22 protein-coding genes and 1 pseudogene are annotated in these 21,817 nt (G+C 51.2%); 12 read left to right on the top strand and 11 right to left on the bottom strand.

Translation table 11 applies throughout. From position 1 onward, the window contains the following. Positions 1 to 139 precede the first annotated feature (139 nt). The 3 genes from D1823_RS13560 to D1823_RS13550 all read left to right on the top strand — a co-directional run bounded on the left by D1823_RS13560 (position 140) and on the right by D1823_RS13550 (position 3,715). Positions 140 to 1,480 carry a mechanosensitive ion channel family protein gene (locus D1823_RS13560; RefSeq protein WP_117870850.1) on the top strand — a complete coding sequence of 447 codons (1,341 nt, stop codon included), beginning with the start codon at positions 140 to 142 and terminating at the stop codon, positions 1,478 to 1,480. Then, complete coding sequence (locus tag D1823_RS13555; protein ID WP_117870847.1) at positions 1,477 to 3,090, top strand: mechanosensitive ion channel family protein; 1,614 nt, start codon at positions 1,477 to 1,479, stop codon at positions 3,088 to 3,090. The genes D1823_RS13560 and D1823_RS13555 overlap by 4 nt, the downstream gene beginning before the upstream one ends. Before the next feature lie 124 nt (positions 3,091 to 3,214). Further along, complete coding sequence (locus D1823_RS13550; protein ID WP_117870845.1) at positions 3,215 to 3,715, top strand: hypothetical protein; 501 nt, start codon at positions 3,215 to 3,217, stop codon at positions 3,713 to 3,715. Between the two features lie 11 nt (positions 3,716 to 3,726). Here D1823_RS13550 and D1823_RS13545 read toward each other — a convergent pair whose 3' ends face one another. The 3 genes from D1823_RS13545 to D1823_RS13535 form a co-directional block, all read right to left on the bottom strand. Beyond that, positions 3,727 to 6,471, bottom strand: coding sequence for an AsmA family protein (locus tag D1823_RS13545; RefSeq protein WP_117870843.1), 2,745 nt, complete (start codon positions 6,469 to 6,471; stop codon positions 3,727 to 3,729). Positions 6,472 to 6,706: 235 nt separating this feature from the next. Next, complete coding sequence (locus D1823_RS13540) at positions 6,707 to 7,057, bottom strand: hypothetical protein (protein ID WP_117870841.1); 351 nt, start codon at positions 7,055 to 7,057, stop codon at positions 6,707 to 6,709. Positions 7,058 to 7,225: 168 nt separating this feature from the next. Continuing rightward, positions 7,226 to 8,176 (bottom strand): LysR substrate-binding domain-containing protein, encoded by a 951-nt coding sequence (locus D1823_RS13535; protein WP_117870839.1) that lies wholly within the window; start codon positions 8,174 to 8,176, stop codon positions 7,226 to 7,228. Between the two features lie 31 nt (positions 8,177 to 8,207). Between D1823_RS13535 and D1823_RS13530 the strand changes: the two genes are divergently transcribed. Further along, on the top strand, positions 8,208 to 8,432 hold the full coding sequence (locus tag D1823_RS13530; RefSeq protein WP_162896843.1) for a hypothetical protein: 225 nt from the start codon (positions 8,208 to 8,210) through the stop codon (positions 8,430 to 8,432). Positions 8,433 to 8,584: 152 nt separating this feature from the next. On the opposite strand, the gene D1823_RS13525 is transcribed toward D1823_RS13530, so the two are convergent. Then, the gene (locus D1823_RS13525; protein WP_117872895.1) at positions 8,585 to 9,097 is read right to left on the bottom strand and encodes a DUF6653 family protein; all 513 of its coding nucleotides are present in this window, start codon (positions 9,095 to 9,097) and stop codon (positions 8,585 to 8,587) included. A gap of 187 nt (positions 9,098 to 9,284) precedes the next feature. After that, on the bottom strand, positions 9,285 to 9,788 hold the full coding sequence (locus D1823_RS13520) for an outer membrane protein (RefSeq protein WP_162896842.1): 504 nt from the start codon (positions 9,786 to 9,788) through the stop codon (positions 9,285 to 9,287). 363 nt (positions 9,789 to 10,151) lie between these two features. Between D1823_RS13520 and D1823_RS13515 the strand changes: the two genes are divergently transcribed. Beyond that, the gene (locus tag D1823_RS13515) at positions 10,152 to 10,394 is read left to right on the top strand and encodes a hypothetical protein (RefSeq protein ID WP_162896841.1); all 243 of its coding nucleotides are present in this window, start codon (positions 10,152 to 10,154) and stop codon (positions 10,392 to 10,394) included. Positions 10,395 to 10,626: 232 nt separating this feature from the next. On the opposite strand, the gene D1823_RS13510 is transcribed toward D1823_RS13515, so the two are convergent. The 4 genes from D1823_RS13510 to D1823_RS13490 all read right to left on the bottom strand — a co-directional run bounded on the left by D1823_RS13510 (position 10,627) and on the right by D1823_RS13490 (position 14,370). Continuing rightward, positions 10,627 to 11,574, bottom strand: coding sequence for an ornithine cyclodeaminase family protein (locus D1823_RS13510; protein WP_162896840.1), 948 nt, complete (start codon positions 11,572 to 11,574; stop codon positions 10,627 to 10,629). A gap of 602 nt (positions 11,575 to 12,176) precedes the next feature. Further along, the gene (locus tag D1823_RS13500) at positions 12,177 to 12,656 is read right to left on the bottom strand and encodes a hypothetical protein (protein ID WP_117870827.1); all 480 of its coding nucleotides are present in this window, start codon (positions 12,654 to 12,656) and stop codon (positions 12,177 to 12,179) included. A 20-nt stretch (positions 12,657 to 12,676) separates the two neighbouring features. Next, a complete protein-coding gene (locus D1823_RS13495) occupies positions 12,677 to 13,717 on the bottom strand; it encodes a PLP-dependent cysteine synthase family protein (RefSeq protein ID WP_117870825.1) in 1,041 nt (346 codons plus the stop codon). A 104-nt stretch (positions 13,718 to 13,821) separates the two neighbouring features. Further along, positions 13,822 to 14,370 carry a DUF6512 family protein gene (locus D1823_RS13490; RefSeq protein WP_117870823.1) on the bottom strand — a complete coding sequence of 183 codons (549 nt, stop codon included), beginning with the start codon at positions 14,368 to 14,370 and terminating at the stop codon, positions 13,822 to 13,824. Positions 14,371 to 14,599: 229 nt separating this feature from the next. On the opposite strand from D1823_RS13490, the gene D1823_RS13485 reads away from it, so the two are divergent. Beyond that, entirely contained in the window at positions 14,600 to 15,028 is a 429-nt protein-coding gene (locus D1823_RS13485) for a cytochrome c (RefSeq protein ID WP_254683737.1), read from the top strand. 418 nt (positions 15,029 to 15,446) lie between these two features. Further along, positions 15,447 to 15,863, top strand: a complete 417-nt coding sequence (locus D1823_RS13480; protein ID WP_162896839.1) for a c-type cytochrome — start codon at positions 15,447 to 15,449, stop codon at positions 15,861 to 15,863. A gap of 147 nt (positions 15,864 to 16,010) precedes the next feature. Here the strand turns inward: D1823_RS13480 and D1823_RS13475 are convergent, their stop codons facing one another. Next, entirely contained in the window at positions 16,011 to 17,714 is a 1,704-nt protein-coding gene (locus D1823_RS13475; RefSeq protein ID WP_117870819.1) for an alkaline phosphatase family protein, read from the bottom strand. A gap of 118 nt (positions 17,715 to 17,832) precedes the next feature. Between D1823_RS13475 and D1823_RS13470 the strand changes: the two are divergent. Then, positions 17,833 to 18,028 (top strand): annotated as a pseudogene (locus D1823_RS13470) (transposase); the annotation flags it as partial. A 442-nt stretch (positions 18,029 to 18,470) separates the two neighbouring features. On the opposite strand, the gene D1823_RS13465 reads toward D1823_RS13470, so the two are convergent. Continuing rightward, positions 18,471 to 19,358 (bottom strand): LysR family transcriptional regulator, encoded by an 888-nt coding sequence (locus tag D1823_RS13465; RefSeq protein WP_117870817.1) that lies wholly within the window; start codon positions 19,356 to 19,358, stop codon positions 18,471 to 18,473. A gap of 102 nt (positions 19,359 to 19,460) precedes the next feature. On the opposite strand from D1823_RS13465, the gene D1823_RS13460 reads away from it, so the two are divergent. The 4 genes from D1823_RS13460 (at position 19,461) to D1823_RS13445 (ending at position 21,705) form a co-directional block, all read left to right on the top strand. Continuing rightward, positions 19,461 to 19,751 carry a putative quinol monooxygenase gene (locus D1823_RS13460; protein WP_117870815.1) on the top strand — a complete coding sequence of 97 codons (291 nt, stop codon included), beginning with the start codon at positions 19,461 to 19,463 and terminating at the stop codon, positions 19,749 to 19,751. 26 nt (positions 19,752 to 19,777) lie between these two features. Continuing rightward, positions 19,778 to 20,791, top strand: a complete 1,014-nt coding sequence (locus D1823_RS13455; RefSeq protein ID WP_117872893.1) for a zinc-binding alcohol dehydrogenase family protein — start codon at positions 19,778 to 19,780, stop codon at positions 20,789 to 20,791. Beyond that, a complete protein-coding gene (locus tag D1823_RS22300; protein ID WP_117870813.1) occupies positions 20,792 to 20,986 on the top strand; it encodes a VOC family protein in 195 nt (64 codons plus the stop codon). 335 nt (positions 20,987 to 21,321) lie between these two features. Further along, on the top strand, positions 21,322 to 21,705 hold the full coding sequence (locus D1823_RS13445) for a nuclear transport factor 2 family protein (RefSeq protein ID WP_117870811.1): 384 nt from the start codon (positions 21,322 to 21,324) through the stop codon (positions 21,703 to 21,705). Positions 21,706 to 21,817: the final 112 nt, after the last annotated feature.

Raw genomic sequence — 21,817 nt, 5'->3', positions numbered from 1 at the left:
CATCTTTCCGAACCAATTGGATGTGCAACTGTTCTACCAGACGGCAGTTGTCACAATAGAATATTCGATTTTGAATATTAAAGTGGATTCATAGTGCCTCGGTATGCTCTTTTTAGTGAATAAAGAGGGGGACGGAGAAATGATACGACCACTAAGAACCTGGTTGTTTTGGCTATTCCTTTGGGTTTCCGCGATTTTGCATGCTGTTTCCGCCAACGCGCAGGAAACTCCAGTTGAGCCTGAAACTGCGAATGAGCAGGAAACCGTGGAGGTGACGCAAGACAAACTTGTAGTCGAGGTCACTGATGAATCAATCTCTGCGGATGACTTGGAAATCTTGCTTGTCCCTTTGACTGCGAAAGAGCTTTCTGATGTTGCGGGTACTTGGCAAGGCTACGTGCGCTCTCAACTCGAAGATGTCGCTCAAACAAGTCGCAGCCTTTTGTCTGCGAGTGGCAAACAGGAAGACAGTCTGCGGTCACAACTTGCTTCTCAAAGTGAGTCAGGATCTGTTTTGCTGAACAACTACCGCATCGTGCTCGAGGCATGGACATTAAAGGGGGCCAACGCGGAAGACCTGCAACCCCATACGAACTATATTCTTGCATTGAAGGCAGGGGCTCTCAAAACAACTGACTTTCAGACGCTATTTCAAAATGCTTGGGCCTGGTTGTTCTCCTGGGAGGGGGGTGTGGGCCTTTTGATGGCTGCTCTGGGTGTTTTGCTGGCAGTCTGGGCCATGATGTTCGTCGCCCGAATGGTGCGCCGTGTCACCGAAAGCGGGTTAGAAAAAATTCCGACTATTTCGAGGATGCTGAAGAGATTCATCGCCACAGCAGTTTTCTGGGCTGTGTTCGTTCTTGGGATACTCGTTGTCTTGGCCTTATTCGGGGTGAACGTCACTCCGCTGTTTGCCGTTCTCGGTGGCTTGTCGTTCATCCTGGGTTTCGCGCTTCAGGAAACTTTAGGCAATCTCGCAAGTGGTCTGATGATTATGGTTTTGAAGCCGTTTGATACTGGCGATTACATTCAAGTCGGAGGATCATCCGGCTTCGTAGATGAGATGTCTGTGGTTTCAACCAAAATTCGTACGTTCGACAACCAGATTATTATCGTTCCAAACAGTAAGATCTGGGGAGACGTGATTACAAACGTAAGTGCCTCAGAAGAACGTCGGGTCGATCTGGTTTTTGGCATCGCTTATTCAGACAACGCGGCGCAAGCAATCGACGTTCTCAAAGAACTGGTTTCGAAACACGAGCTCTGTTTGAAGACACCTGAGCCGGAAGTTTTCGTCGGCGAGTTGGGAGACAATTCTGTCAATATCTTCTGTCGCCCATGGTCCAAATCTGACGATTACTGGACCGTCTATTGGGACCTGACGGGGCAAGCAAAGGAACGGTTTGACGCAGAGGGGATTTCGATACCTTTCCCACAACGCGACGTTCACCTGATACCCGTAGAGGGAACAAAATCATGAGAGCTTTTTTAGTTTGGTTCACGACTGTTTTGTTTGCCAGCAGTGTCGCGCTTGCCCAGTCAGAAGAACCACTTGTTGCGACTGAAGAAAGAGAAGACCCCGAATTTGTTGCCCCAGTGATTGTGGATGGGGAAGAACTGTTCGTTGTTCGTGGTTCAAGTGCCCTTCCAGCAACTGAGCGGGCCGACAAGGTTGCTGAACGCCTTTCTGAGGTTGGCGACGCTTCTCAGAGTTCGAGCATAAATGTTGAAATCATAGACTCTGAGTTCGGTAAACTCATTAGAGCCGATGGCCAGATGATTACAACGACGACCCAAGCGGATGCCGAATATGAACAGATGGACGTCGAAAGTTTGGCCGCACTACAGGCCGAGGCGATTGAAACCGCGATCCTCCAATATCGCGAAGCGCGATCCAACGAAGGGCTGGTAGACAGCGCGATTGCTGCCGTTGCCTGGACAGTCATATTCGCGCTGGTTTCCTACGGTTTCTTTGCTAAACGGCGAAAACTGTTGGACTATATTAGAAACAACTTGGAAAAACGAGCAGAAGGGTTTGAGGAAGCCACAAAATCGATTCTGAGAAGCAAGGCTATCGCCTCCATCATCGTTTACGCAATCCACGTTTTGATGTGGGTCTTCTTCCTCTTTTTCTTCTACTACTACCTTTCCTTGGTTCTGCTTTCTTTCGCGGAAACTCAGGGCATAGCCCAAATCCTGTTGAAATATGTCAGTGAACCGCTGGTCACTGTGGTTTTGGCCATTGTCGGATACATTCCCAATCTGATCATGCTTGCGATCATTGCTGCGGTGACTCGGCTGGGAATTCGAGGCCTCGATCTTTTCTTCGAAAACATTGAGAGCGGAGCCTTTGAGCTAAAGGACTTCGAGGATCATTGGATTGCACCAACAAAAATGCTGTGCAGGGCTTTGTTCATTGTCATCGCGTTGGTGTTTGCGTACCCGTACATTCCCGGATCTGACTCTCGCGCCTTCCAGGGTTTGACTATTCTTGCCGGCATCATGGTGTCGCTAGGATCTAACACAGTTGTTTCAAACATGATGGCCGGTCTGTTTGTCATCTACAGACGCAGCACCAATGTGGGTGATCGAATTCAGGTCGGCGACAAGATCGGCGACGTAACAGAGATCAAACTGATGGAAACACTCATCAAATCGATCAAGAACGAGATGATCAGCATTCCAAATGCCCAACTGCTCAATTCCGAAGTTGTGAACTACTCACGCAAAGTGGATGGTCGGGGGCTATTGGTGCACACGACGGTGGGGATTGGCTACGAGGAGCCTCCCAAGAAAATCAAAGCGATGCTGATTGAGGCCGCACACCGAACTCAAGGGTTGAGAAAGAGCCCGGAGCCATTTGTGCTTTGGACCCAGTTGGCAGATTACGCGATCAACTATGAAATCAACGCGTACACTTCTCGTGGATCGAGTTTGCCAAAAATCTTGTCGGATCTTCGCGAGAACATTGTCGATGTTTTTAATGAAAACGAAACTCAAATAATGACACCGTCTTACATCGCTGATCCGCCGGAACCCAAAATACCTTCAGCTGATTGGGATGGTGAGCTTGCTCACATATCTGACTAACAACTCGTCTGGGTCATCTAAGAAACTTCAAAAACGCAACACCGCCGTCGTCGGATTGGATTGATTGACATTGGGCAATGGTTAGAATCAAACAAGAAATCTTCAGAACTCAGCGAGGCTCCGGATGATCAAGTGGGTACTTTCCGCAACTGTAGTGCTTCTGCCTGGGTTTGTTCACGCAGCCGGGATGGAACAGTGGGGTGAGTCCGGCGACTGGGCAATTCTCATCGACCCAGAAAAAGGCAACGGTTGTCTCGCGTGGAGAGCCTTTGAAGACGATATGACAGTAGAAATTGGCGCTGCACCAAACCAGGCTGGCGGCTTTTTTGCCGCCTACAATCCGGCCTGGGTTCAAGTCGAGGACGGTGCGACAGGCATAGTAAGATTTGATTTTGGTGATGCGCAGTTCGAAGGTGAGGCCGTAGGTGTCTACAAAAATGGCGTGCCCGGTGGCTACGCATTTTTCGACAACCCGGCGTTTGTAACCGAGTTTGGAAAACGCCAAAGCGTTATGATTATTGGCGAAAGCGGAACCGAAGTCGAACTCGATTTGAGCGGATCCGCAAAAGCCATTGAGGCCGTTCTGGAGTGCCAGGCCGAACAGCCAGAACCGCTGAAGAATTAGGTCGCGACCGATTACTGCAATTGGTTGATGTCTGGCACGCAAGGTTGCCTGTTTACTGGCATGGCATCAGCGCCCTCTGGAGCCTTGTTCCTAGACCCACCCACATCCAGCTTGAACTTCGGTGATGAAAGCTGACCTGTCACATCAAATGGCCAAGCGCTACGGGACAGAGGTTTGCCGACACGACGGGGCTCCGCTCGTATCGCAATTGTGTCATTCACCCAATCTACCTGCCCGCGGGCCACCAACTGAACCGAAGCTGTCTCAATGACGATAGAGTTTGTGCTTACCCGCCCGGCTTCAATATTAACAGGGGCCACGACGCAAGTGATGTCGGTGTAACCTTGCCGCAGCTCTTCAGAGAACAGCCAAGGGAAAATACCAAGCCCCGCCAACTCCAGCAAACTGGTGCTGACGTAGCCTTGAGACATTGACAAAGACGCATTGCCACGCATGGAGTTGATGAAGGCCCTGCCAGAAGCGGTACTGCCCGAAACGTTGAATTCACCACTCAAACGCCCGTAGGCATCAATTCCAATCCCTAACTCATCAAGGATCTCACCGAACTCCCACCCTGAGGTCGACCCCGACAATGAAAGCCAATCAGGTGAGTCAATCAGATCCATGACCGCCCGCAAGCTGAAGGTTCCGCCGCCATAAGCCATCTGAAGAGGTCCGAAATCCACGGTTCCGTCTTTTGCAGACAATTGGCTGGAAACAGATGTTACGCCTTGCTGGCCTACAATCTCTTTGAATTCGATCTGTACCTCGACGTCAGCTTCTCGCAGCACGCGTTGCACATCCAGAAGATCGGCAGGCTTCCCTTTTTCCTTTGGCAACACCAAGGGCTGGACGTTTGCCTCCTTCGGCAAAACCAAAGGCTGAACTTCGGCTTCAGGTTCTTTTGGGGTCTCCCCTACCAGGCTTTTCAATTGGTCCAGCACGGCAGTCAGGTTCTTCAGGTCGTTGAGATCGAGCCTCTCGCTGGTAACGTTGCCGCGAACAACAGAAGAGCCATTCGGAAATTTTGCATCTAAAGCCGCTAGAAGCTGCGAGGAGCCAGCTTCGAACTCGATTGCAGCATCAAAGTCCTCACCCTGCTTTGAGGTTTCAGCATCAATGCCGAGTGCGCCAATTTCGATACGTTGCAGGTTGAGCGCGTTCAGAAATTGAGCACCATCGCCCACATCCAGGTTCACGTCGAAATCAAGCCCAGCCAGCCCTTTGAGCTCATTGACTGATAGTGCAAGGTCGAGCGCCCAAAGATCCGTGTCATAACTGGTCGCGTTGAACCTGTTTAGTGATACCGGGCCTCCCGCATTGGATATGCTGAAGTCTGCCTTAATGCCGCCAAACTGGTCGACAAAACTTTCCTCGAGGTCGGGTAAAATCAATTTGGCGGGCCCATTTAGCGTGCCATCGAAACTCACATCCTGAAGCTGAAGCAGGTCGAGAATTTCACCTTCGGCTTTCAGGACAGGCTCTTCAATTGGACCGGCTTGCAGCGCGATGCCCAGCATGGCGAGCCGGCCGTCCGGCATGCGGCGAATGCTTTCGATAGACGCTGGACCGATTACGTCCAGCCCCTGGTCAAACGCATTGGTCTGGAACAGCAACTTCTCGAATTCGAAGGAAGCCAGGGATCCGACCATATGCATTTCAAAGCCCGTGAACTTCAATTCCTGGATACTTTTAGCTGCTGGCGGCGGCTGTCCTTCGGGATGAAGTCGCGCATTGAAAAGCAGATCGACGCCCTGAGCGGTGTAAAGGTCATCTATTGCGCCCTCGGCTTCGAGTTTCTGTCCATCTTCCAAGCTTATGGTAGTTGTAAACGCCTCGATCTTCAGGGCTTCCTGAGACACGAGCTCTGCTTGCAGCTGACCATTGCCTTCCAGAACGCGTTCCAGCCCGATGACATCGAGAAAGTCACCGAATTCACCGGTGTCCATTTCCAAGACAGCCCGATAGCCACCCCCTTCGTCTTCCGACAACGGCTCGCCATCGTAGCTTACGGTCATTTCCCCGAAACTGGCGCGTGTCGTAAACGGTGCGGCGTGTGGGTAGTCGCCTTCGATTTGGAAACCCTGACCGTTGACAGAGCCGGAACCGGAGACCTTTGTTCTTTGTCCACTATCTACTTGTTCGAGCGCAAGTGACTGAAGGTCAAACACAAACGAGAAGCCTGAGACCTTGTCGTCGATGTTTAACCCGATTGACGTGAAACTGACATTCTTGTCGCTGAGAAAGGTAAGAATCCCACTGCTTTCTTTGCCACCATCTTCGGACGTCTCGATTTCGGCCTCAGCATCCTGATTGTCCTCTGCCGGCGACCCGTTGGTTTGAGGCGTTGGCATTGGTCGGCTTTTTCGCCAGCTTGTTGTGCCATCAGAGGCTGTAAGAAAGTTTGCCTGGAGACCGTCCACCAAAAGGTTGTCAAAGTGCAGACGTCCGTTGGCCAAGGCGGCAACGTTCAGTTCCATTTCAAGGAGCTTTAATTCTGCAAGAGATGTATCTGGCAGTGTCTCGCTGGGGATTACAACGCCACCGACATAGATGTGGGTAATGCGACCAAGTGCGACGCTCACATCGTCGTTGACCAGAAGCGGTTGACCAATTTGTTCCGAAAGAACCTTTTCCACAAGGTTGCGCCGCATATCTGAGAACAACGGTGCAGCAAGTAGCAACCAAACAAATGCGATTGCTGCGAAAGCGAGAAGCGCAACGAGTCCAATTATCCTAAACAGCCAAGTTCTCATGCATTCCCCTGTTGTCGCTTTCAAATTTTAGTCTACCCGCAAATCCGAAATCACCAATCCCTCTGACCACTATAAACAAAACGAAACCAACAGCGCGTCGAGCGCTGAAGGTTTTGATTGAAGACTGTTTAGGATTGGAACTTTTGAATGCGAATGAATTTGAAGGTTGAACAATCGACATGTGTCCGGGAAAAGGCAGCCCTTACCGACTTCTGGAAATGGCAGGGGACCAGGCTCAGAGATAAGCAATCATCCCTCGAATTCTGAGGTGGAATTTCGCAAGTATCTCAAATGGTCCCGCTTCAGGACTGTAGACTGTGGCTGAGCCAACCATGCCAAGGTTTGCCGAATGTGCCAGAACTGCGCCTACTATTTCACCAGAAGCTTCATCGAGAGCAACAGACGACAAACCCTCCTTTGCTGATTTTGATCCAAATAGTTCGGCGATCTTTTCGAGCTTTTCAAGCGAGAACTTAGTTGAAACGGTGGGAGGATCACGCCTGCTAAAAACATCACCAAGCAGTTTAGACATTGCATCATTGTCTGTATCTGACATTCGTCGAACTACGATCTCTGAACTAGTCATTCGGTATTTCTCCCAAAACAAATGGCGTAAATACTTGGCACAATGTTAGTTTTTGGCGCTTGGTGATTGTGTTTGAAAAGGGACAAAGCAGTAACAGTCGACGGGATCGTCTCAATCTTTTGCGAATTGCGATAAATCAATAGCACGGGCTTTCAGCCTTTCGTTTCCTCAGTTGCTTGCGCATTCATCGAGCAGCCATTGGCAGACGGCGCGAACGGCTTTGCGGCGCCCGGCGCGATTGTTGACTGCCAGGTAATACCCGCCGAATGGGATTTCGATGTCCGCGAGTTCAACCAAAACGCCCGATTGAAGTTCAGGTCCACATAAATTCTTGTCCATCAGCACTGCTCCTAGACCGGCAACTGCCGATTGGATTGCCAATAATGCGCCAAGTGGATGGGGCAATTTGAGGTCAGGGACCTCATTAAGTCCGACCCGCTTGAACCAATCAGTCCACAGGCTGAACGTAGCTTCTTCAATCAAAGGGCCGCGAGCAAGCGCCTCAATATCCAATTTGCCATCTGAAATCGGCGCAAAGCCGGGTGCTGCATAAGCCCGAACTTCAGATTGAAACAGCAGATGGTATCCATCAACCGATCCGGTTCTCAAATATCTCACCCCAATGTCGAAATCATGGGCCTCAATATCCATGACCTTAGTAGTTACGGACAGTTTCAGATCAATTTCGGGGTGACGGGTCTTAAGACTTGCAAGCCGTGGGATTAACCATTTCTGGGCAACTGTGGTTTCTGTCGTCAGCGTAACGGTGCCTTTGGGAGGAACCGAAAGTACCTCCGTAGCCAGAGCGATCCGGTCAAAGGCCGGAGTAATCTCAGTCAGGTATGTTCGACCTTGATCGGTCAGTGCAACACCGCTGTTCTGGGTGCGGAAGAGATGAACGTTCAGACGTGCCTCCAGCCCTCTTACATGTCGGGAAATGGCGGAATGGGAGACGCCCAACTCTGCGGCGGCCTTGGTGAAACTGCCCAATCGACCCGCCGATTCAAAGGCGCGCAATGCGTTTAGGGGGGGTAAAAGTCTCGGCACGACCCTTTGTGACTTTTTGGAACAATGGGTGTCAAGTATCAACGTTTGAGGGCGAAGGCCGCAGCGTTGCATGGTCGAGGAAAGACAATTTCTGGAGGCGACTATGAAACCAATTGATAAAAACGAGTTTGAGATTCACGAAACTAAGGCAGCTCCAAAGCACTTTGGCCGATTTGATTTGAGGGGATGGCTTCTGGGCTTTCTCAAGCCGTCGATACAAACAGGTCGCGACCCGGTCCACCTGACGCATCGACTGCTTAGAGATGCAGGAATCGACGAGTTGGACATCGAGAGAAAGAAGATAATGAGTGCGCCTCTGATCCGCTGAAACCTAAAGCTTGATTGCACGATGGTGGCAAACGCTTCTTTGATTCAGGCGATCCAATTGACCCACGATTCCGGTTAATCTTTTGCTGAAAGGCAGGAGCCTGCCCGCGGAGCAAGACTTGGGGGCTGGCGTAGAAAGATAAGTGATTGGGCCTACGTCCCAGCCGCCAGGTCTTCCAGCACCCCACCATTACGCAGAAAGTCGCTCCAGATCCACGCCATTCGGTCAACAAACCACATCTTTCCACCTGAGATCACAACTATGCCGAGGCATGTGAACCCCAAGTCGAATAGCCAAAGGCCGTATGCAAACGGCAGAAGACCTAATCCGCTGACATAGGCCAGTGCTTTGGCCACTCGTATATGATGAGCCGCAATCTTGTCTCGGTGTCGCAGCCAGACACGCTCGCCCAATACACCTTGGGCTGACCAGCTCTCGAAGGTCTTAGGTCGGGAAAACGCGCGCGGATTGATCCAGACCCAGACCAAAACCACGCCGACGGCAACCCATGCCCAACCACCAATCCAAACCCGACTCCAGATCGCCAGCGCCAATAGAGGCAACGGTGTCAGCACGCGGGTCCAGACTGACCAAGGGTTTGCATGCCGCAACCAAACCTCGTCCTTCATGCCCATGAGGTGTTCGGAAAATCGCGCTATGTCCATCTGTTCAACTCCAAGACCCACCACTCTGACAGAGGGAGTTTTGCCATTCAAAGCAGACTTCGACCGAAATACGAACCTGTCTAGCCAAATGCCTCGCAAAAAACTCACTACACGCTGAATTTCTTTAGGTGGGGGTGCGTAGCAGTCAGCGGCCCCCCACCATTTTGGAATTCTCGACCGGCTTCAACTAGAACTTGTAGGACAATCGAAGCGCGACGGAGTCCGCCGTGATGTCATCACCCGACGTGTCATATGTGTCTCGCAGGTATTCAAGACCAATCAAAATCTTGTCCGTCGCTCGATAAGTCACACCAACTCCCGCAGAATAGCCATCTTCGCTCTTAGATCCGCCATCGATTTTTGCATAGCCAACCACGCCATAGAGATATGTCCGGCCAAATACGTGCCCGCCTTTAAACTTCAGGCGCAGGGTATCGACTTTTTCAGCTTCCCCTCCTGCCTCAACCTCAGCGCCCGCGTCATAAGAAAGTTCACCGCCAATTACGTAGCCGTCAAAATCGTGAAGATAACCAGCATGAAGGCCCAGAGTTGCATTCCCATTGTCTTTGTTGCCCTCGGAAACATCGATTGTCGAGAGCTGCAAACCTGCATTGAAGCCGGTCCAGCTTTCATCTGCTAAGGACAGAGTTGGCATCATTGCAGCCAGTGTGATCATTGTGATCGTTTTCATTTTAAGATCCATTCTGTTGTTCGTTTGGACAAGGCATCTGGTCGCTGGCCATGCTTGATGCACCAGCGGGAGTGACCGTCAGTTAGTGGGGGCATTGAAGTCTTCGCTTTCCCGTTTCAGTTCAGCGGTGACCCAAAGGCGTGATTAGAGGATAGGTTTGGGTTTGCTGGTCATTTGAAGCAGTTTCCCTGATTGGTCATATCGGGCGGTGACCAGAACCCGGCGCGCATGTGCCACCTCTAGCGGGCCACCAACAACTTCCCAGAGTCCAAAAGTAAAGAGATCCAGCGTTCCGTGACCTGCCGCACGGGCCAGGTTTGGCTTTGTCCTGGCACCGGTGACAACGGTGAGGTCTTGGGATCGATGAACCTCTACATCGATGATCAGGAGGTGGCTTCGGGTGACATGCGCGCGCAATCTGGCAAATTTACGCTGTCCGGGGATGGGTTGTGCATCGGATACGATAGCGGTGACGCTGTCAGCCAACTGTACAGCACACCGGGAGAATTCGAAGGCGGAACAATCCAGAAAGTGGCCGTATCGGTGTCTGGCGACAGCTATGAAAGTCTGGAAGCCGCTGCGAAACGGATGCTGAAGCGGCAATAAACGGCACCATTCAAAGAATTGGGGTGCGCAAGTAGCGCACTCCTATCAACTGAAATCTGCAATCAAGTATCTCGATAACAAATTACCCGTCCAGTTTAACATTGCGGTGCCAATTCGTATGTCCGTTTTGGGCTGCGGCCAACTAATTGAACTGATCGCAGAGAACGGCAAATCTGGGCCCAAAGCGACCATTCCGGTATCAAAATAAAAGTGGGTGTTCATGTCTTTGGCCTCACTTCACGGGTTTTTCGGTGAACCGGCGAACTGCGAGGACCGAAGCAGCATAATCCCCCAATGAAATCCCTCTGAAAGCAAAAGCCGCCGGCATATTGCGTGCTCGGACGTCAACATTGCCAGTAACCAATTCCGTCAAGTCGCCGGCAACTTGCTCGTATGGCAACATCGGCTTGTCGCTTTCCAATTCCTGCAAACGGTCGTCGATAATTACCGTTTTGAAAGCAGTCATATGCGCCGGCACCCACGGGATGCACGCATCAGTTATGGTGGCGAAGGCAGTCGGCTTCAGCCATCGGGCATCCAAGAAGGGTTCAATAGAGTAGTCCAACGTTATCGATGTCACTATCAGTTCGGCATCACTCAAAGCGTCTTTGGCATTGGCGCATGTTTCGGCTTCGAGACCCATGCCGCGAGCAAAACGACAAAGCTTGTCGGCATTCTCTTTACCACGTCCGAACACGCGAATTCGTTTCAGGGGAAATAGTTCTGAAAACGCGACTAGGTGGGAGTGAGCCTGCACACCCGCGCCTACAAATGCCACCGTCTCGGCATGAGGGTCAGCAAGCCGACGCGCTGCTACCACTGACAGCGCCGCAGTTCTGACTGCCGTAATCCAATTCGCCCCCAAGACCGCGCGAAGTTGTCCTGTTTGCGCATCCATAACCATGATGGCACCGTTTATCGCAGGGAGACCCCTCGCCGGATTTTCCGGACACACTGTAACCTGCTTGGTCACGATGAATCCATCATCTCCCATTGCCAAAGTTGACATTGCATAGCGCCCGTCGGCGGGCAAGATGACTGTCTTGGGAGAAGTATGAAGCTTTCCATCTGCCTTGGCTATTAGGGCAGCCTCGATGGCATCGGCAACTTCAGAAGGTTGGACGCCTAAACCCCCGAGATCGTCGTCAGACAGGTAGATTAGGGTGTTCTCAGAAGTCACGGCGTCCCTCACTTAAGCAATTTGGCTTTCTCACTGAATACATTGTTTTCGGCAATTCTTCCTATCGGTTTACCCTCACAGAAGTATTTAGGCTTTAACTTTCAATCGCCCGATCCAATGCCCAGAAAAGAAATGCGATTCCATTTTTCTGAAAACGTGAACCTAGCCGAACGCCTGATTTGCTCGTAATTCGAAGTTTACAATATTTCTTTGAAGGTCGGCTTAGAGTTCGGTGCTGCCGTTCTCTGAGGTGAGCATCACTGGCTGCTTGCGGCTAGAAGCGGTTATTCACTAGCGGGTCTTGCGAATCCAGAGAAACGGAACAGAACCGCAAAGATTTTGCACCATATTTTGCCAAGATTTATCGAATCCGTCACAAGATTGAGAACTTATTTGGACGGCTGAAAGAGCGGTTCCGGGTCGCGACCCGTTATGACAGGTGCTTTATCATCTTCATGTCTGCCATCGCCCTCGCGGAAAAGTTTTTTGTTTCGGTAATAAGTCGAAATTTTAGGAAATCGTCGTCGAACAGATAAAGCTCGATCCAAAAGTTCTGGCCCATTAGGCCAAGCGCGTAAAACAACCGCTAGCGCTGCGCGGTCTTACTCTGGCGACGAACCTACGGTTAGAATCTTCCCATTACTCCAAACCAGAGCCTCGTAACAAACCTCGGCTCCTGCGCCTCCGCACCAACCACCGTCTCGTCCAATAAGCAGTATACGGTCAGGCCCCCAGTCAATAAGACGCCAACCCGTTGCCTGCCATGACATGGTCTCATCGTCGACGATAAGATTGAGCATGCAACCCCCTGTTCCGCAGTACATAGAGGCAGCAGAAGAGCAGGAATACTGGCTTTCATCTACGATTTCAGCCTTAACCGCGCCAAACTGTGAGCGCAGCTCGATCTCGGTCACAGCGTCACCCTGATCAAACTCTCCATTCTCGAAGTTTTTGCAATCAGCAGCCGCGCTTTCGATGATCCGTTGTGCTTCCTGGGAGGCGGCCAAAACTGTTGTGGGGCAAAACACCACGGCGACCATTGATGCCAGAAGCGCAGCAAACACAAATTTCACCCTTTTCATGTCGTCCTCTTCGTTTGAATTCAGTGATATGCCGCCAAATTAGCTTCGTAAGAAGCGGTTTCGCCGAAGTTTTCCATCACCCATTCCGGATCGTAGTAGGTGTCGAGATAACGGTTTCCGTCGTCACACAGAATAGTGACAATGGAGCCAGATCGTCCGGCAGCCTCCATCTCTTGCGCAATTTGCAAAGCCCCCCAGAGGTTTGTGCCTGTTGATGGGCCCGCCCGCCGCCTGATCCGATCTTCAAGCCAGAGCATAGTCGCAATGCTTGCCGCATCCGGCACTTGAATCATACGGTCGATTACATCTGCTAAAAATGACTTCTCTACCCGAGGACGTCCGATACCTTCAATACGACTTGAACAGGGGCGGGTCAGGGTCCTGTCTCCAGTTCGAAAGCTATCAAAAAACACTGAGTTTTCGGGGTCCACAACAATCAATTCACTGTTAAAGCCTTTGTAGCGAATGTACCGCCCCAACGTTGCTGAAGTTCCGCCAGTGCCCGCGCTCATCACAATTACCGATGGAATTGGATGTGGCTCTCGTTCCATCTGACGAAAAAGGCTTTCTGCAATGTTGTTGTTGCCTCTCCAATCCGTCGCCCGCTCGGCGTACTTAAACTGATCCATGAAGTAGCCACCGACTTCAGCTGCCAGTTCAACCGAGGCCTTGTGCATGTCCGGCGCCGCATCGACGAAGTGGATTTCCCCACCTTGGAACCGGATTAGGTCGATTTTGCTCTTGGCGGTAGATTTTGGGAGAACCGCGGTAAAAGGCACTCCGATCATACGGGCGAAGTAAGCTTCTGAAACGGCAGTGCTGCCAGACGAGGCTTCGATTACACGTGTCCCTTCCCTTATTTTCCCGTTTACAAGCGCATAAAGGAAAAGCGAACGTGCCAGCCTGTGCTTGAGGCTGCCAGTGGGATGTGTACTTTCATCCTTGAGATAGATGTCTACGCCCTTCAGCCCCCGGACGGGAAGCTTGAAAAGGTGCGTATCGGCAGAGCGGTGAGCATCTGCATTGATCTTGGCAATCGAATCCGAAATCCAACGGTCCATACCTATACTCAAACGCCCTGTTTAACGCCCGTCAAGCTTGGGAAAATCGTTTTTTTAATTCATGGGGATGCAAGCATGCGTCGCCAATAGGACCGACCGTCCATCTAACGGGCAGGAATACCTATCGTGCCAGAATGTGCTTCAATGAACAGCCAATGATTAAGAGGGAAAAATGTTAGGGTACTATAGGCGACAGCTTGAACCCCAAGGAGAAACACGCCGAATACATGAATGAGTGCACGCATTCGATCTTCGTAAGCAAGCAACAGAATTGACACGATCTGGCCGATGCAAATTGCTGCAACAAATATCCCAATATCAATCAACAAAAAGTTGCGCTCAAATATCTCTGTGTATGCTGTGAATACTATTACAATCAAAATAGCAGTAATTGCGAGGCTAACTCCTTTAGCACTAAATACGTCCCTTCTTGTAAGTCGGGGTGGAAGCGGCATTAGGCAGGCCCAAAACAATCCTGGCCAAAAAGCCAGCTTTAAGTGTTCCCAAATTGACTCGTTGACAGCTGCCACAAGCGCCACTGGCGTCCAACATCCTAGCAAAACAAATGCAAAGTGCAGCCCGGACCCGAGTAGGATCATTAGGATCGCCCCTATCGCTTCGAGCCAAACTATTCGGGACGAGGTTTCCAGCATGTTTGGATCTCCCAATCCAGATTGTCGTATACTTTGTTTAGATTCTCAAAAGTGAAATGCCCACAGACATAGAAGGTCTAGAAATAGCTTTCACCGCCCATGGTGAGCGGCAATGTCCATGTCCTTGTAAGAGTTTGTAAAGTTGACCCTTCCTGATTTTTAACCGCAGTTGCTGTCATTGCCATGTGCTATAATAGACCGTAGGCTGGATTAAAAACCGGGGTAGAGCATGCACGCTAAAAGGTGGGTTATTTTGTCGGCTGGATTTATTGCTCTGGCCACAGTGTCGTGTACAGATCTGTATCCTGACGCCGACGTCATGCCCACTCGCGCTGATGGGGCGGCCTTTTTCTCAGAAAACTGTACTTCTTGTCATGGTGTGGATGGTAGAGGCGGTGGCCCGGCAAGCAGCGGTCTTTCCGTTGCGCCAACAGATTTGACAACATTGAGCGTGGAGAACGGAGGCACTTTCCCTCAAGCACGGGCACTAAGCTACATCTATGGCGACCCAGAAAACAGCCATCTTGCTCGGGTTATGCCGGAGTTTGGCGGGGAAATGGCGGAAGACCTGGTTCCGGTTGAAATCGAGGGTGTCTTGACGCCCACTCCGCGCGAGTTAGCAGGGTTATTGTTTTTCTTAGAAAGCATCCAACAGTAGATTAGTGTTCTTGGCGCTAGGTCAGCAATTGACCGTTTGCCGGTGTTCTGGACTTGCACCTTTTTTGACCCGGTGACTATTGCAGGCCTAGCATTGTGAAGCGCCGTTGTCAGCTAGGCGTAAGCAGACACTCAAGATCTTTTGGCCGAATTGGCAAGTCGAGCCCAGTTCTGGCTAAATGCGAGTTGACATATGATTTATGTCAAAGAGACGAACGTGATTACATGCTAAATTTCGAATGTTAATTGGTGATGCTGTTCTGAGCTCGCTGCTGCCTGTCCCCATCAATCGGTTTTGGGCCACAGGATAGCGAATGTTTTATGGTAAAGGACCGATGTTGACCGGGGGAAGATGTCGGTCCATTTCTGTTGTAGTAAACTCTCGTATAACAAAGGACCTCCGGCTTATGCGGCACTTCATGATCGTTGCGAGCATAGTCATTTCTTTGGCTGCAACGATATCTGCGGCCGACGATTTTTCGGACCTTGGCAAAGACCTCTTTGTTGAGCATTGCGCCAGATGTCACGGAATCGATGCATCCGGAAAAGGACCTGACGCAGCTGCTTTGAAAACAGAGCCTGCTGATTTAACAAAGATTTCCGACCGAAGGGGGGGCGTGTGGCCCATGTTGGAGGTCATGTCGATCTTGGACGGTTACTTGAAAGTACAAGAACCTCGCGATGACATGCCGATAATCACCGAATTGAATGACGGCCCTGCTGTCGAATTCGATACGGGCAACGGTTTGGTTACGCGTATTCCTTCCAGACTTATCGAAATTGCTGAATATTTGGAGAGTATTCAGTCTCCGAAGCCAGAACGTTATGTTCCGTGAAGATCTGCTCCGCAGCTGAGTACGCTAAAGAGTGCTGCGTTGGGCGGGTGCCGTAGTTGCCAGGAAGCAGCGAATATGCGGATAACGTGTGGAAGATGCCGTCTAGCCCAGCGTGCTTCGTTATCAGGTCTCGCGCGTCACAGCGGTCTAATCCAAGACTTCTTGTAGTACCTCACCACTCGCACCATTAGGACGTGCCGTGCTCAATAAGGCAGAAAGTGTGGATGCGAGAGCAGTCGTGCAAACACGGCGTGCGACCCGTTGTGGTTTTAAGTTCGGTCCAGCAAAGATAATCGGCACATGTGTGTCACCGCGCCACGGTGACCCGTGGGTGGATGTGACGGACAGACCATCAAAGTCTGCGATGAACCAACCGGGTTTGAAGACTACGTATATGTTCCCGGATCGGGTGGGATGATAGTTGTTGCGGACCAGGCGCATGATGCCGGTATCGGGCAGGGTGTTTGCTTCGATAGCCGTACCGGGGACGGCGAATGCCACATCGGGAAAGGATAGAAGCTCTTCTGCAATAGCTGACTCCAGCGTGGGTAAATCGATATCACTGCGAGCCAATACTTCGGGGGCGATATTGAGATAGGGGTGATTATAACCCTCAAGCAATTTCCCGGTGATCCGAAACCGCTCCTTAAGCTTGGCTATCTGTTCCGTCGGGTCCCAGGTGTCTGGAGCAACAAGGCCAGTTCGGATGCCAACACTCTCCAAATAGCCCGGCGCATCAGTGGTGCCGTGGTCCGCCGATAGAACGATCAAAACGTTTTCCAGCCCGATCCGGTCGTCGATAAACGCGAAGAGATTCATGAGAGTCTGATCGAGGCGGTATATCGTGTCCTCGGCTTCAAGACTGGAGGGGCCAAACACATGGTTGACGTAGTCCACGGACGAGAAGCTAATCGCCAGATAATCCGTTACCGCGTCTTGCCCGATATCCTCGGCATCAATCAATCGTTTGGCAAATTGCGCCGTCAGATCGTCGCCAGCGGGACTAAGCGTTAAAAAGGTCGTAAAGTAGGGGTTTTCTAGCGGGTCAAACCCATTTTGCGTCGAAGAATAGCGATGAGGAAAGGTTATGCCGAACCCGGCGACATCCGTCTCCCATGGTTGGTTGTCGCGGTCGCCAAAGAGATAGGCTTCCTTTGGGTGCATCAATTCCCAAGAGGTTCCTTCAAAGGAGGCGCTCGGCGATGCGTCATTCCAGGCGGAAACCCAATCCGGGTATTTGTCGTAATAATAGGAGCTTGTGACAAAACGATTTGCGGCTTTTGAGAACCAGAAGGCTTTGCCGCTTTGTCCCGCCATTGTAATAGCCCCACGGTCTTTGATTGAAACTCCAAAGACCTTGGCCGCACCAGCAGTGGAAGCGCTTAGTTCGTCCGAAAGCGTCGTAACAAGCATAGCGCGTGGTGACCGCCCATCTGTGCCAGCTGCCGCCTGTGTTGGGTCAATTTCAATATCGTTATTGACGCCAGCACCATCTCCAAGAAGCGGAGCGGTGCTGTCTTCAACGTTGTAGACAACGCGGTCCAAGGTTCTGTCGAACCAGGTGTTTCCGATCATCCCGTGCACTGCCGGTGTTGCCCCGGTCGCCAATGTAGCGTGTCCGACAACCGTCTCTGTATTGGCATGGCAGTGATGGGCGTCCAGATAGTGTACACCGTTTTCTAGTAAATACTTAAGGCCACCCTCCCCAAGATTCTCAAAGTAGCGTGCCGGTAGATCGCCCCGAAACGCGTCAACGGTCAGCTGCAAAACGAGACGAGGAGGTTGTTGCGCATACGCAGGAGCGACTGCAACCAACCACAAAGACAAACAAGTTCTTAATGATTTGGTCATAGTGTTTCCTTTCGCTGCATCGTGCATCAGGTTAGCCGCGACCGCAATTGCGGGCTAGGTCGTGTTGACAAAAGGAATTCACGCCGAGGTTTAAGTATTATTCAAGCTGGTATCTGCAATGGAGACCAGCTTGCCACGAGACCTGATGTCGGACAAGGAATGGACGTTCTTGAAGCGTGTTATCATGGCTGTCCGCGCCCTGAACGGGCGCAAAACCCACGAACCACCGCCGTGTTCTCGATGGAATTTTCTGGATCGCCCGGACTGGTGCCCCTTGGCGAAACCTTCCCGAAGAGTTCGGCAAATGGTCGAGCGATTAACCTCGCAATTGAGTTGCGTTGTTCGATTTTGGGGTGAATTGCTCCAATCAGAATGCACTTTTGATTGAGTTTCGGTGCGTTCAAGTTGATCGAGCCACTGTACGGCTATCGACAATTGAGCGCGTATAGTGAACCGTGCAAACTAATGCGCAAATGCTGTGCAATATTATGGGCGAAGACACCCAGACTTTCTGAATAAAATTAATGATAGGGATGCAGCGCTATGCGCGTCCCTACAGATATTGTGGAAGTTCGATATCGGGTTCATCTGCCTTGGAATCGTTATGATCTCAGGTGGTAAAATGTGGTTTGAGGATCGAATGGTCTGGGTCTAGCGCGACTTCCAAAAAGGTTGTGGGTCGTTGAGTGATCTTGAAACTGAGCGCTGAAGAATTGCCCTCTTGGAACAGTTCGCAGCTGCTTGTACCCGTTTGGGTCAGACCGCACCCATTTTCCGGCGTAGATACTGCGCGAACTCTGCCACTCGGCGAGGTTGGGCTCGACCGGGTGGAAACATCATTTGTAGCGGCTTGGGTGGTGGGAGGAAGTCGCCTAACAGTGCCACAAGCTTTCCGGCTCTGACATCATCGCCAACATCCAGTTCCGACTTCAACACAATGCCATGGCCTGCCAGAGCCCAACTGCGGATAAGCGAGCCATCATTTACAATTCGGTTTCCCTTGACTGGAACAAGCTGGCGTTCTCGGCCTGCGCCAAACTCCCAAACATTGTCGAGCGAACCACCGAAACGCATAACCAGGCAGTTATGATTTGCGAGGTCTTCGGGCAGTTCTGGTGCTCCATATGTCGCCAGATAGCTGGGTGCTGCGCAGACGAAACGCGGGTAGCTTCCAAGGTTGCGTATTCGGAGTGAGCTGTCGGTGATGTCCCCAAACCGAACAGCCAAGTCAAAACCCTGACCCACGAGATCGACATAGCCATCGGATAGCGACAGTTCTATCGACACAGCCGGGTTCTCTTCGGTGAATTCAGCGATCACATCAGAGACAACACCACGACCAAAATCAATAGGCGCACTGACGCGGATCAGGCCAGAAAGGGTTTCGGCGCCGAGGCGAATGCGGGTGTCGAGGTCGGTGACTTCACTGAGAACGCTCTTGGCACCATCGATCAGGACCCGACCCTCTTCGGTCAAACTGATTGAGCGTGTCGTTCGGTTGAACAATACCACACCGTAGTGTGATTCCAGCGTAGCGAGCCGTTCGGAGACAGTTGTACTCGATAAACCTGTCTCTCGGGCCGCCGCGACAAGGCTGCCTTTCTCGGCGATGGTCAGGAAGAGGCGGAGGTTGTCGAGCAGCATTGGTCGGTATTTCCGGATTATATTTCCGATGAATGACTGTTTATCCCGTTTTGTCGGCGGCGTAAATCTACGACACCAACGAAACAGCAAAGGAACGACCTGATGGCCAAGCTGACCATTGTCGCCAACATCAAAGCCAACCCCGGCAAGATCGACCTTGTCAAAGCAGAGCTCACCAAGCTCATCGACATCACCCGGTCTGAAAAAGGTTGCATCAACTACGACCTGCACCAAGACAACGATAACCCGGCTCATTTCGTGTTTTATGAAAATTGGGAAAGCCGAGAGCTTTGGCAAACTCATATGGGGGCCCCACATCTGGCTGCATACATGGCGGCGACAGACGGAGCGGTCGCCGAATTCACATTGAATGAGATGACCGTCATCGGTTGATTTTGAACCAGAACGAGGAGCACGCCATGAAAGCTGTTGGATTTCGTACGGCCGGACCAATTGATCAGGCGGATGCATTGATCGAATTCGAAGCAGACAAACCCACCCCGTCAGGTCATGATTTGCTTGTCGAAGTGCAAGCCGTTTCGGTGAACCCGGTCGACACAAAAATTCGGCAACGACGTGCTCCTGAGGGTCCCGCACCTGACATTCTAGGGTGGGACGCCGTAGGGATCGTCGAAGCCGTTGGCGAAGAGGTCGAGACTTTCAAACCGGGAGACACCGTTTGGTATGCCGGGGCGATCAATCGGCCTGGAACCAATGCCGAATACCATCTTGTGGATGAGCGCATCGTGGGGGCTGCTCCTAAATCCATACCTGCATCAGCGGCTGCGGCGATGCCGCTTACGACGCTCACTGCTTATGAGATGCTGTTCGACCGCTTGCGAGTCCAAGATGCCATTCCCGGCGGGACAAATACGTTGCTGGTTATAGGTGGCGCAGGCGGTGTCGGGTCAATCACCATTCAATTGGCCCGGGCTCTCACTGAATTGACAGTGATAGCGACGGCGTCCCGCCCCGAGACACAAGACTGGGTTCAAGAGCTTGGCGCACACCATGTCATCAACCATGCGGAACCTTTTAGCACACAACTCGGGGCTCTCGATATCGAAAGCGTGGATTTCATCTATTCAACGAACCATTCCCAGCTTTATGCGACTCAAGCCGGAGAGGTGATGACACCTCAAGGTCGCTTTGGGTTGATCGATGATCCTGAGACCTTTGACATCGCGCCATTCAAACCCAAATCGATCTCTTTGCATTGGGAGTTCATGTACACTCGGTCGCTGTTTGGGACTGGAGATATGAATCGTCAAAGCGAAATACTGAATCAGGTTGCCGGGTTGATAGACGATGGAAAGATCAGATCCACAGCAACCGATACACTTGGTACAATCAATGCTGCAAACTTAATGAAAGCGCATGCTATCCTCGAAAGTGGCAAGGCCAAAGGAAAGCTCGTGCTTGAGGGTTTTTAGATGAGAATTGAGCGACTAGATCATGTGAATATCGTGACAACTAAGTTGTCTGACATGGTTACTTGGTATGAAGAGGTCTTGGGTTTGAGACTCGGGGCTCGTCCTGATTTTCCGTTTCCTGGAGCATGGTTGTATGCGGGTGATGACGCCGTGCTCCACCTAGTGGGTCAAGAAGGAACACCTAACGTCGGCTGAAGCCTTTTTGCGACGGATGACATGAGCGTGGACTTTATGGCAGCGCATGACTGAGATTGAGACCATTTGAAGAAAAACTGGCATCACGTCAGATGCAGTATCGCAAAACCGAAGTCCCAGTGCCCCGCATGATCCAAATCCATGTGGCCGATCCTGATGGAAATCATATTCATATCGACTTCGAGGATACCGATTAACTGGCAAATCCTCGAAATAGTTGGAACGCAAAAAAGCTCGTTACTTTTCCCAACTATTGATCGAGATTCTTATTATTTGTTTTCTGTGCTTTACGAGCCAACGGTTTTGGGTAGAAAAACACCGATTTGGAGATCAGCATGCCGGACCTCGAAACAAACAAGAAAAACGTCATCGCTTTCTACGAAATGATGTTCAACGAGTGTCGACCTGCCGAGGCCATAGCGACCTTTGTTGGTGAAACCTATACGCAGCACAACCCGCATGTTGGCGACGGCAAGCAAGCCTTTGTCGAGTATTTCGAGCGCATGGCTGCCGAACACCCCGGAAAGCGAGTGGACATCAAACGCGCGTTTGCCGAAGACGACCACGTTATTCTGCATTGCCACCAAATCTGGCCCGATGGTCTCGAGTACGCAGGGATCGATATTTTTCGCCTGGATGCTGATGGTAAGGTTGTCGAGCACTGGGATGTTCTTCAGGAAATTCCAGCAAACAGCGCGAATGAAAATGGCATGTTTTGACTTAACCGTTGTGACTACTGTGCATGGAACTTTGAAGACTCCTGCCGGCTGAGCCACGATAGTCAAAAGTCATAAGTCTGATCCAAGAAACCCGCCGAAGCGTATCTATCAA

Source organism: Ruegeria sp. AD91A, from assembly GCF_003443535.1.
In the GTDB taxonomy this organism is placed as follows: Bacteria; Pseudomonadota; Alphaproteobacteria; order Rhodobacterales; family Rhodobacteraceae; genus Ruegeria.
The sequence above is the reverse complement of the archived record's forward strand: the minus strand, read 5'-3'. Positions and strand labels throughout refer to the sequence as shown.

Coding starts and splice junctions, on each gene's coding strand:
- D1823_RS13560 (WP_117870850.1), top strand. CDS start 140: ATGATACGACCACTAAGAACCTGGTTGTTTTGGCTATTCCTTTGGGTT.
- D1823_RS13555 (WP_117870847.1), top strand. CDS start 1,477: ATGAGAGCTTTTTTAGTTTGGTTCACGACTGTTTTGTTTGCCAGCAGT.
- D1823_RS13550 (WP_117870845.1), top strand. CDS start 3,215: ATGATCAAGTGGGTACTTTCCGCAACTGTAGTGCTTCTGCCTGGGTTT.
- D1823_RS13545 (WP_117870843.1), bottom strand. CDS start 6,471: ATGAGAACTTGGCTGTTTAGGATAATTGGACTCGTTGCGCTTCTCGCT.
- D1823_RS13540 (WP_117870841.1), bottom strand. CDS start 7,057: ATGACTAGTTCAGAGATCGTAGTTCGACGAATGTCAGATACAGACAAT.
- D1823_RS13535 (WP_117870839.1), bottom strand. CDS start 8,176: ATGCAACGCTGCGGCCTTCGCCCTCAAACGTTGATACTTGACACCCAT.
- D1823_RS13530 (WP_162896843.1), top strand. CDS start 8,208: ATGAAACCAATTGATAAAAACGAGTTTGAGATTCACGAAACTAAGGCA.
- D1823_RS13525 (WP_117872895.1), bottom strand. CDS start 9,097: ATGGACATAGCGCGATTTTCCGAACACCTCATGGGCATGAAGGACGAG.
- D1823_RS13520 (WP_162896842.1), bottom strand. CDS start 9,788: ATGAAAACGATCACAATGATCACACTGGCTGCAATGATGCCAACTCTG.
- D1823_RS13515 (WP_162896841.1), top strand. CDS start 10,152: ATGAACCTCTACATCGATGATCAGGAGGTGGCTTCGGGTGACATGCGC.
- D1823_RS13500 (WP_117870827.1), bottom strand. CDS start 12,656: ATGAAAAGGGTGAAATTTGTGTTTGCTGCGCTTCTGGCATCAATGGTC.
- D1823_RS13495 (WP_117870825.1), bottom strand. CDS start 13,717: ATGGACCGTTGGATTTCGGATTCGATTGCCAAGATCAATGCAGATGCT.
- D1823_RS13490 (WP_117870823.1), bottom strand. CDS start 14,370: ATGCTGGAAACCTCGTCCCGAATAGTTTGGCTCGAAGCGATAGGGGCG.
- D1823_RS13485 (WP_254683737.1), top strand. CDS start 14,600: ATGCACGCTAAAAGGTGGGTTATTTTGTCGGCTGGATTTATTGCTCTG.
- D1823_RS13480 (WP_162896839.1), top strand. CDS start 15,447: ATGATCGTTGCGAGCATAGTCATTTCTTTGGCTGCAACGATATCTGCG.
- D1823_RS13475 (WP_117870819.1), bottom strand. CDS start 17,714: ATGACCAAATCATTAAGAACTTGTTTGTCTTTGTGGTTGGTTGCAGTC.
- D1823_RS13465 (WP_117870817.1), bottom strand. CDS start 19,358: ATGCTGCTCGACAACCTCCGCCTCTTCCTGACCATCGCCGAGAAAGGC.
- D1823_RS13460 (WP_117870815.1), top strand. CDS start 19,461: ATGGCCAAGCTGACCATTGTCGCCAACATCAAAGCCAACCCCGGCAAG.
- D1823_RS13455 (WP_117872893.1), top strand. CDS start 19,778: ATGAAAGCTGTTGGATTTCGTACGGCCGGACCAATTGATCAGGCGGAT.
- D1823_RS22300 (WP_117870813.1), top strand. CDS start 20,792: ATGAGAATTGAGCGACTAGATCATGTGAATATCGTGACAACTAAGTTG.
- D1823_RS13445 (WP_117870811.1), top strand. CDS start 21,322: ATGCCGGACCTCGAAACAAACAAGAAAAACGTCATCGCTTTCTACGAA.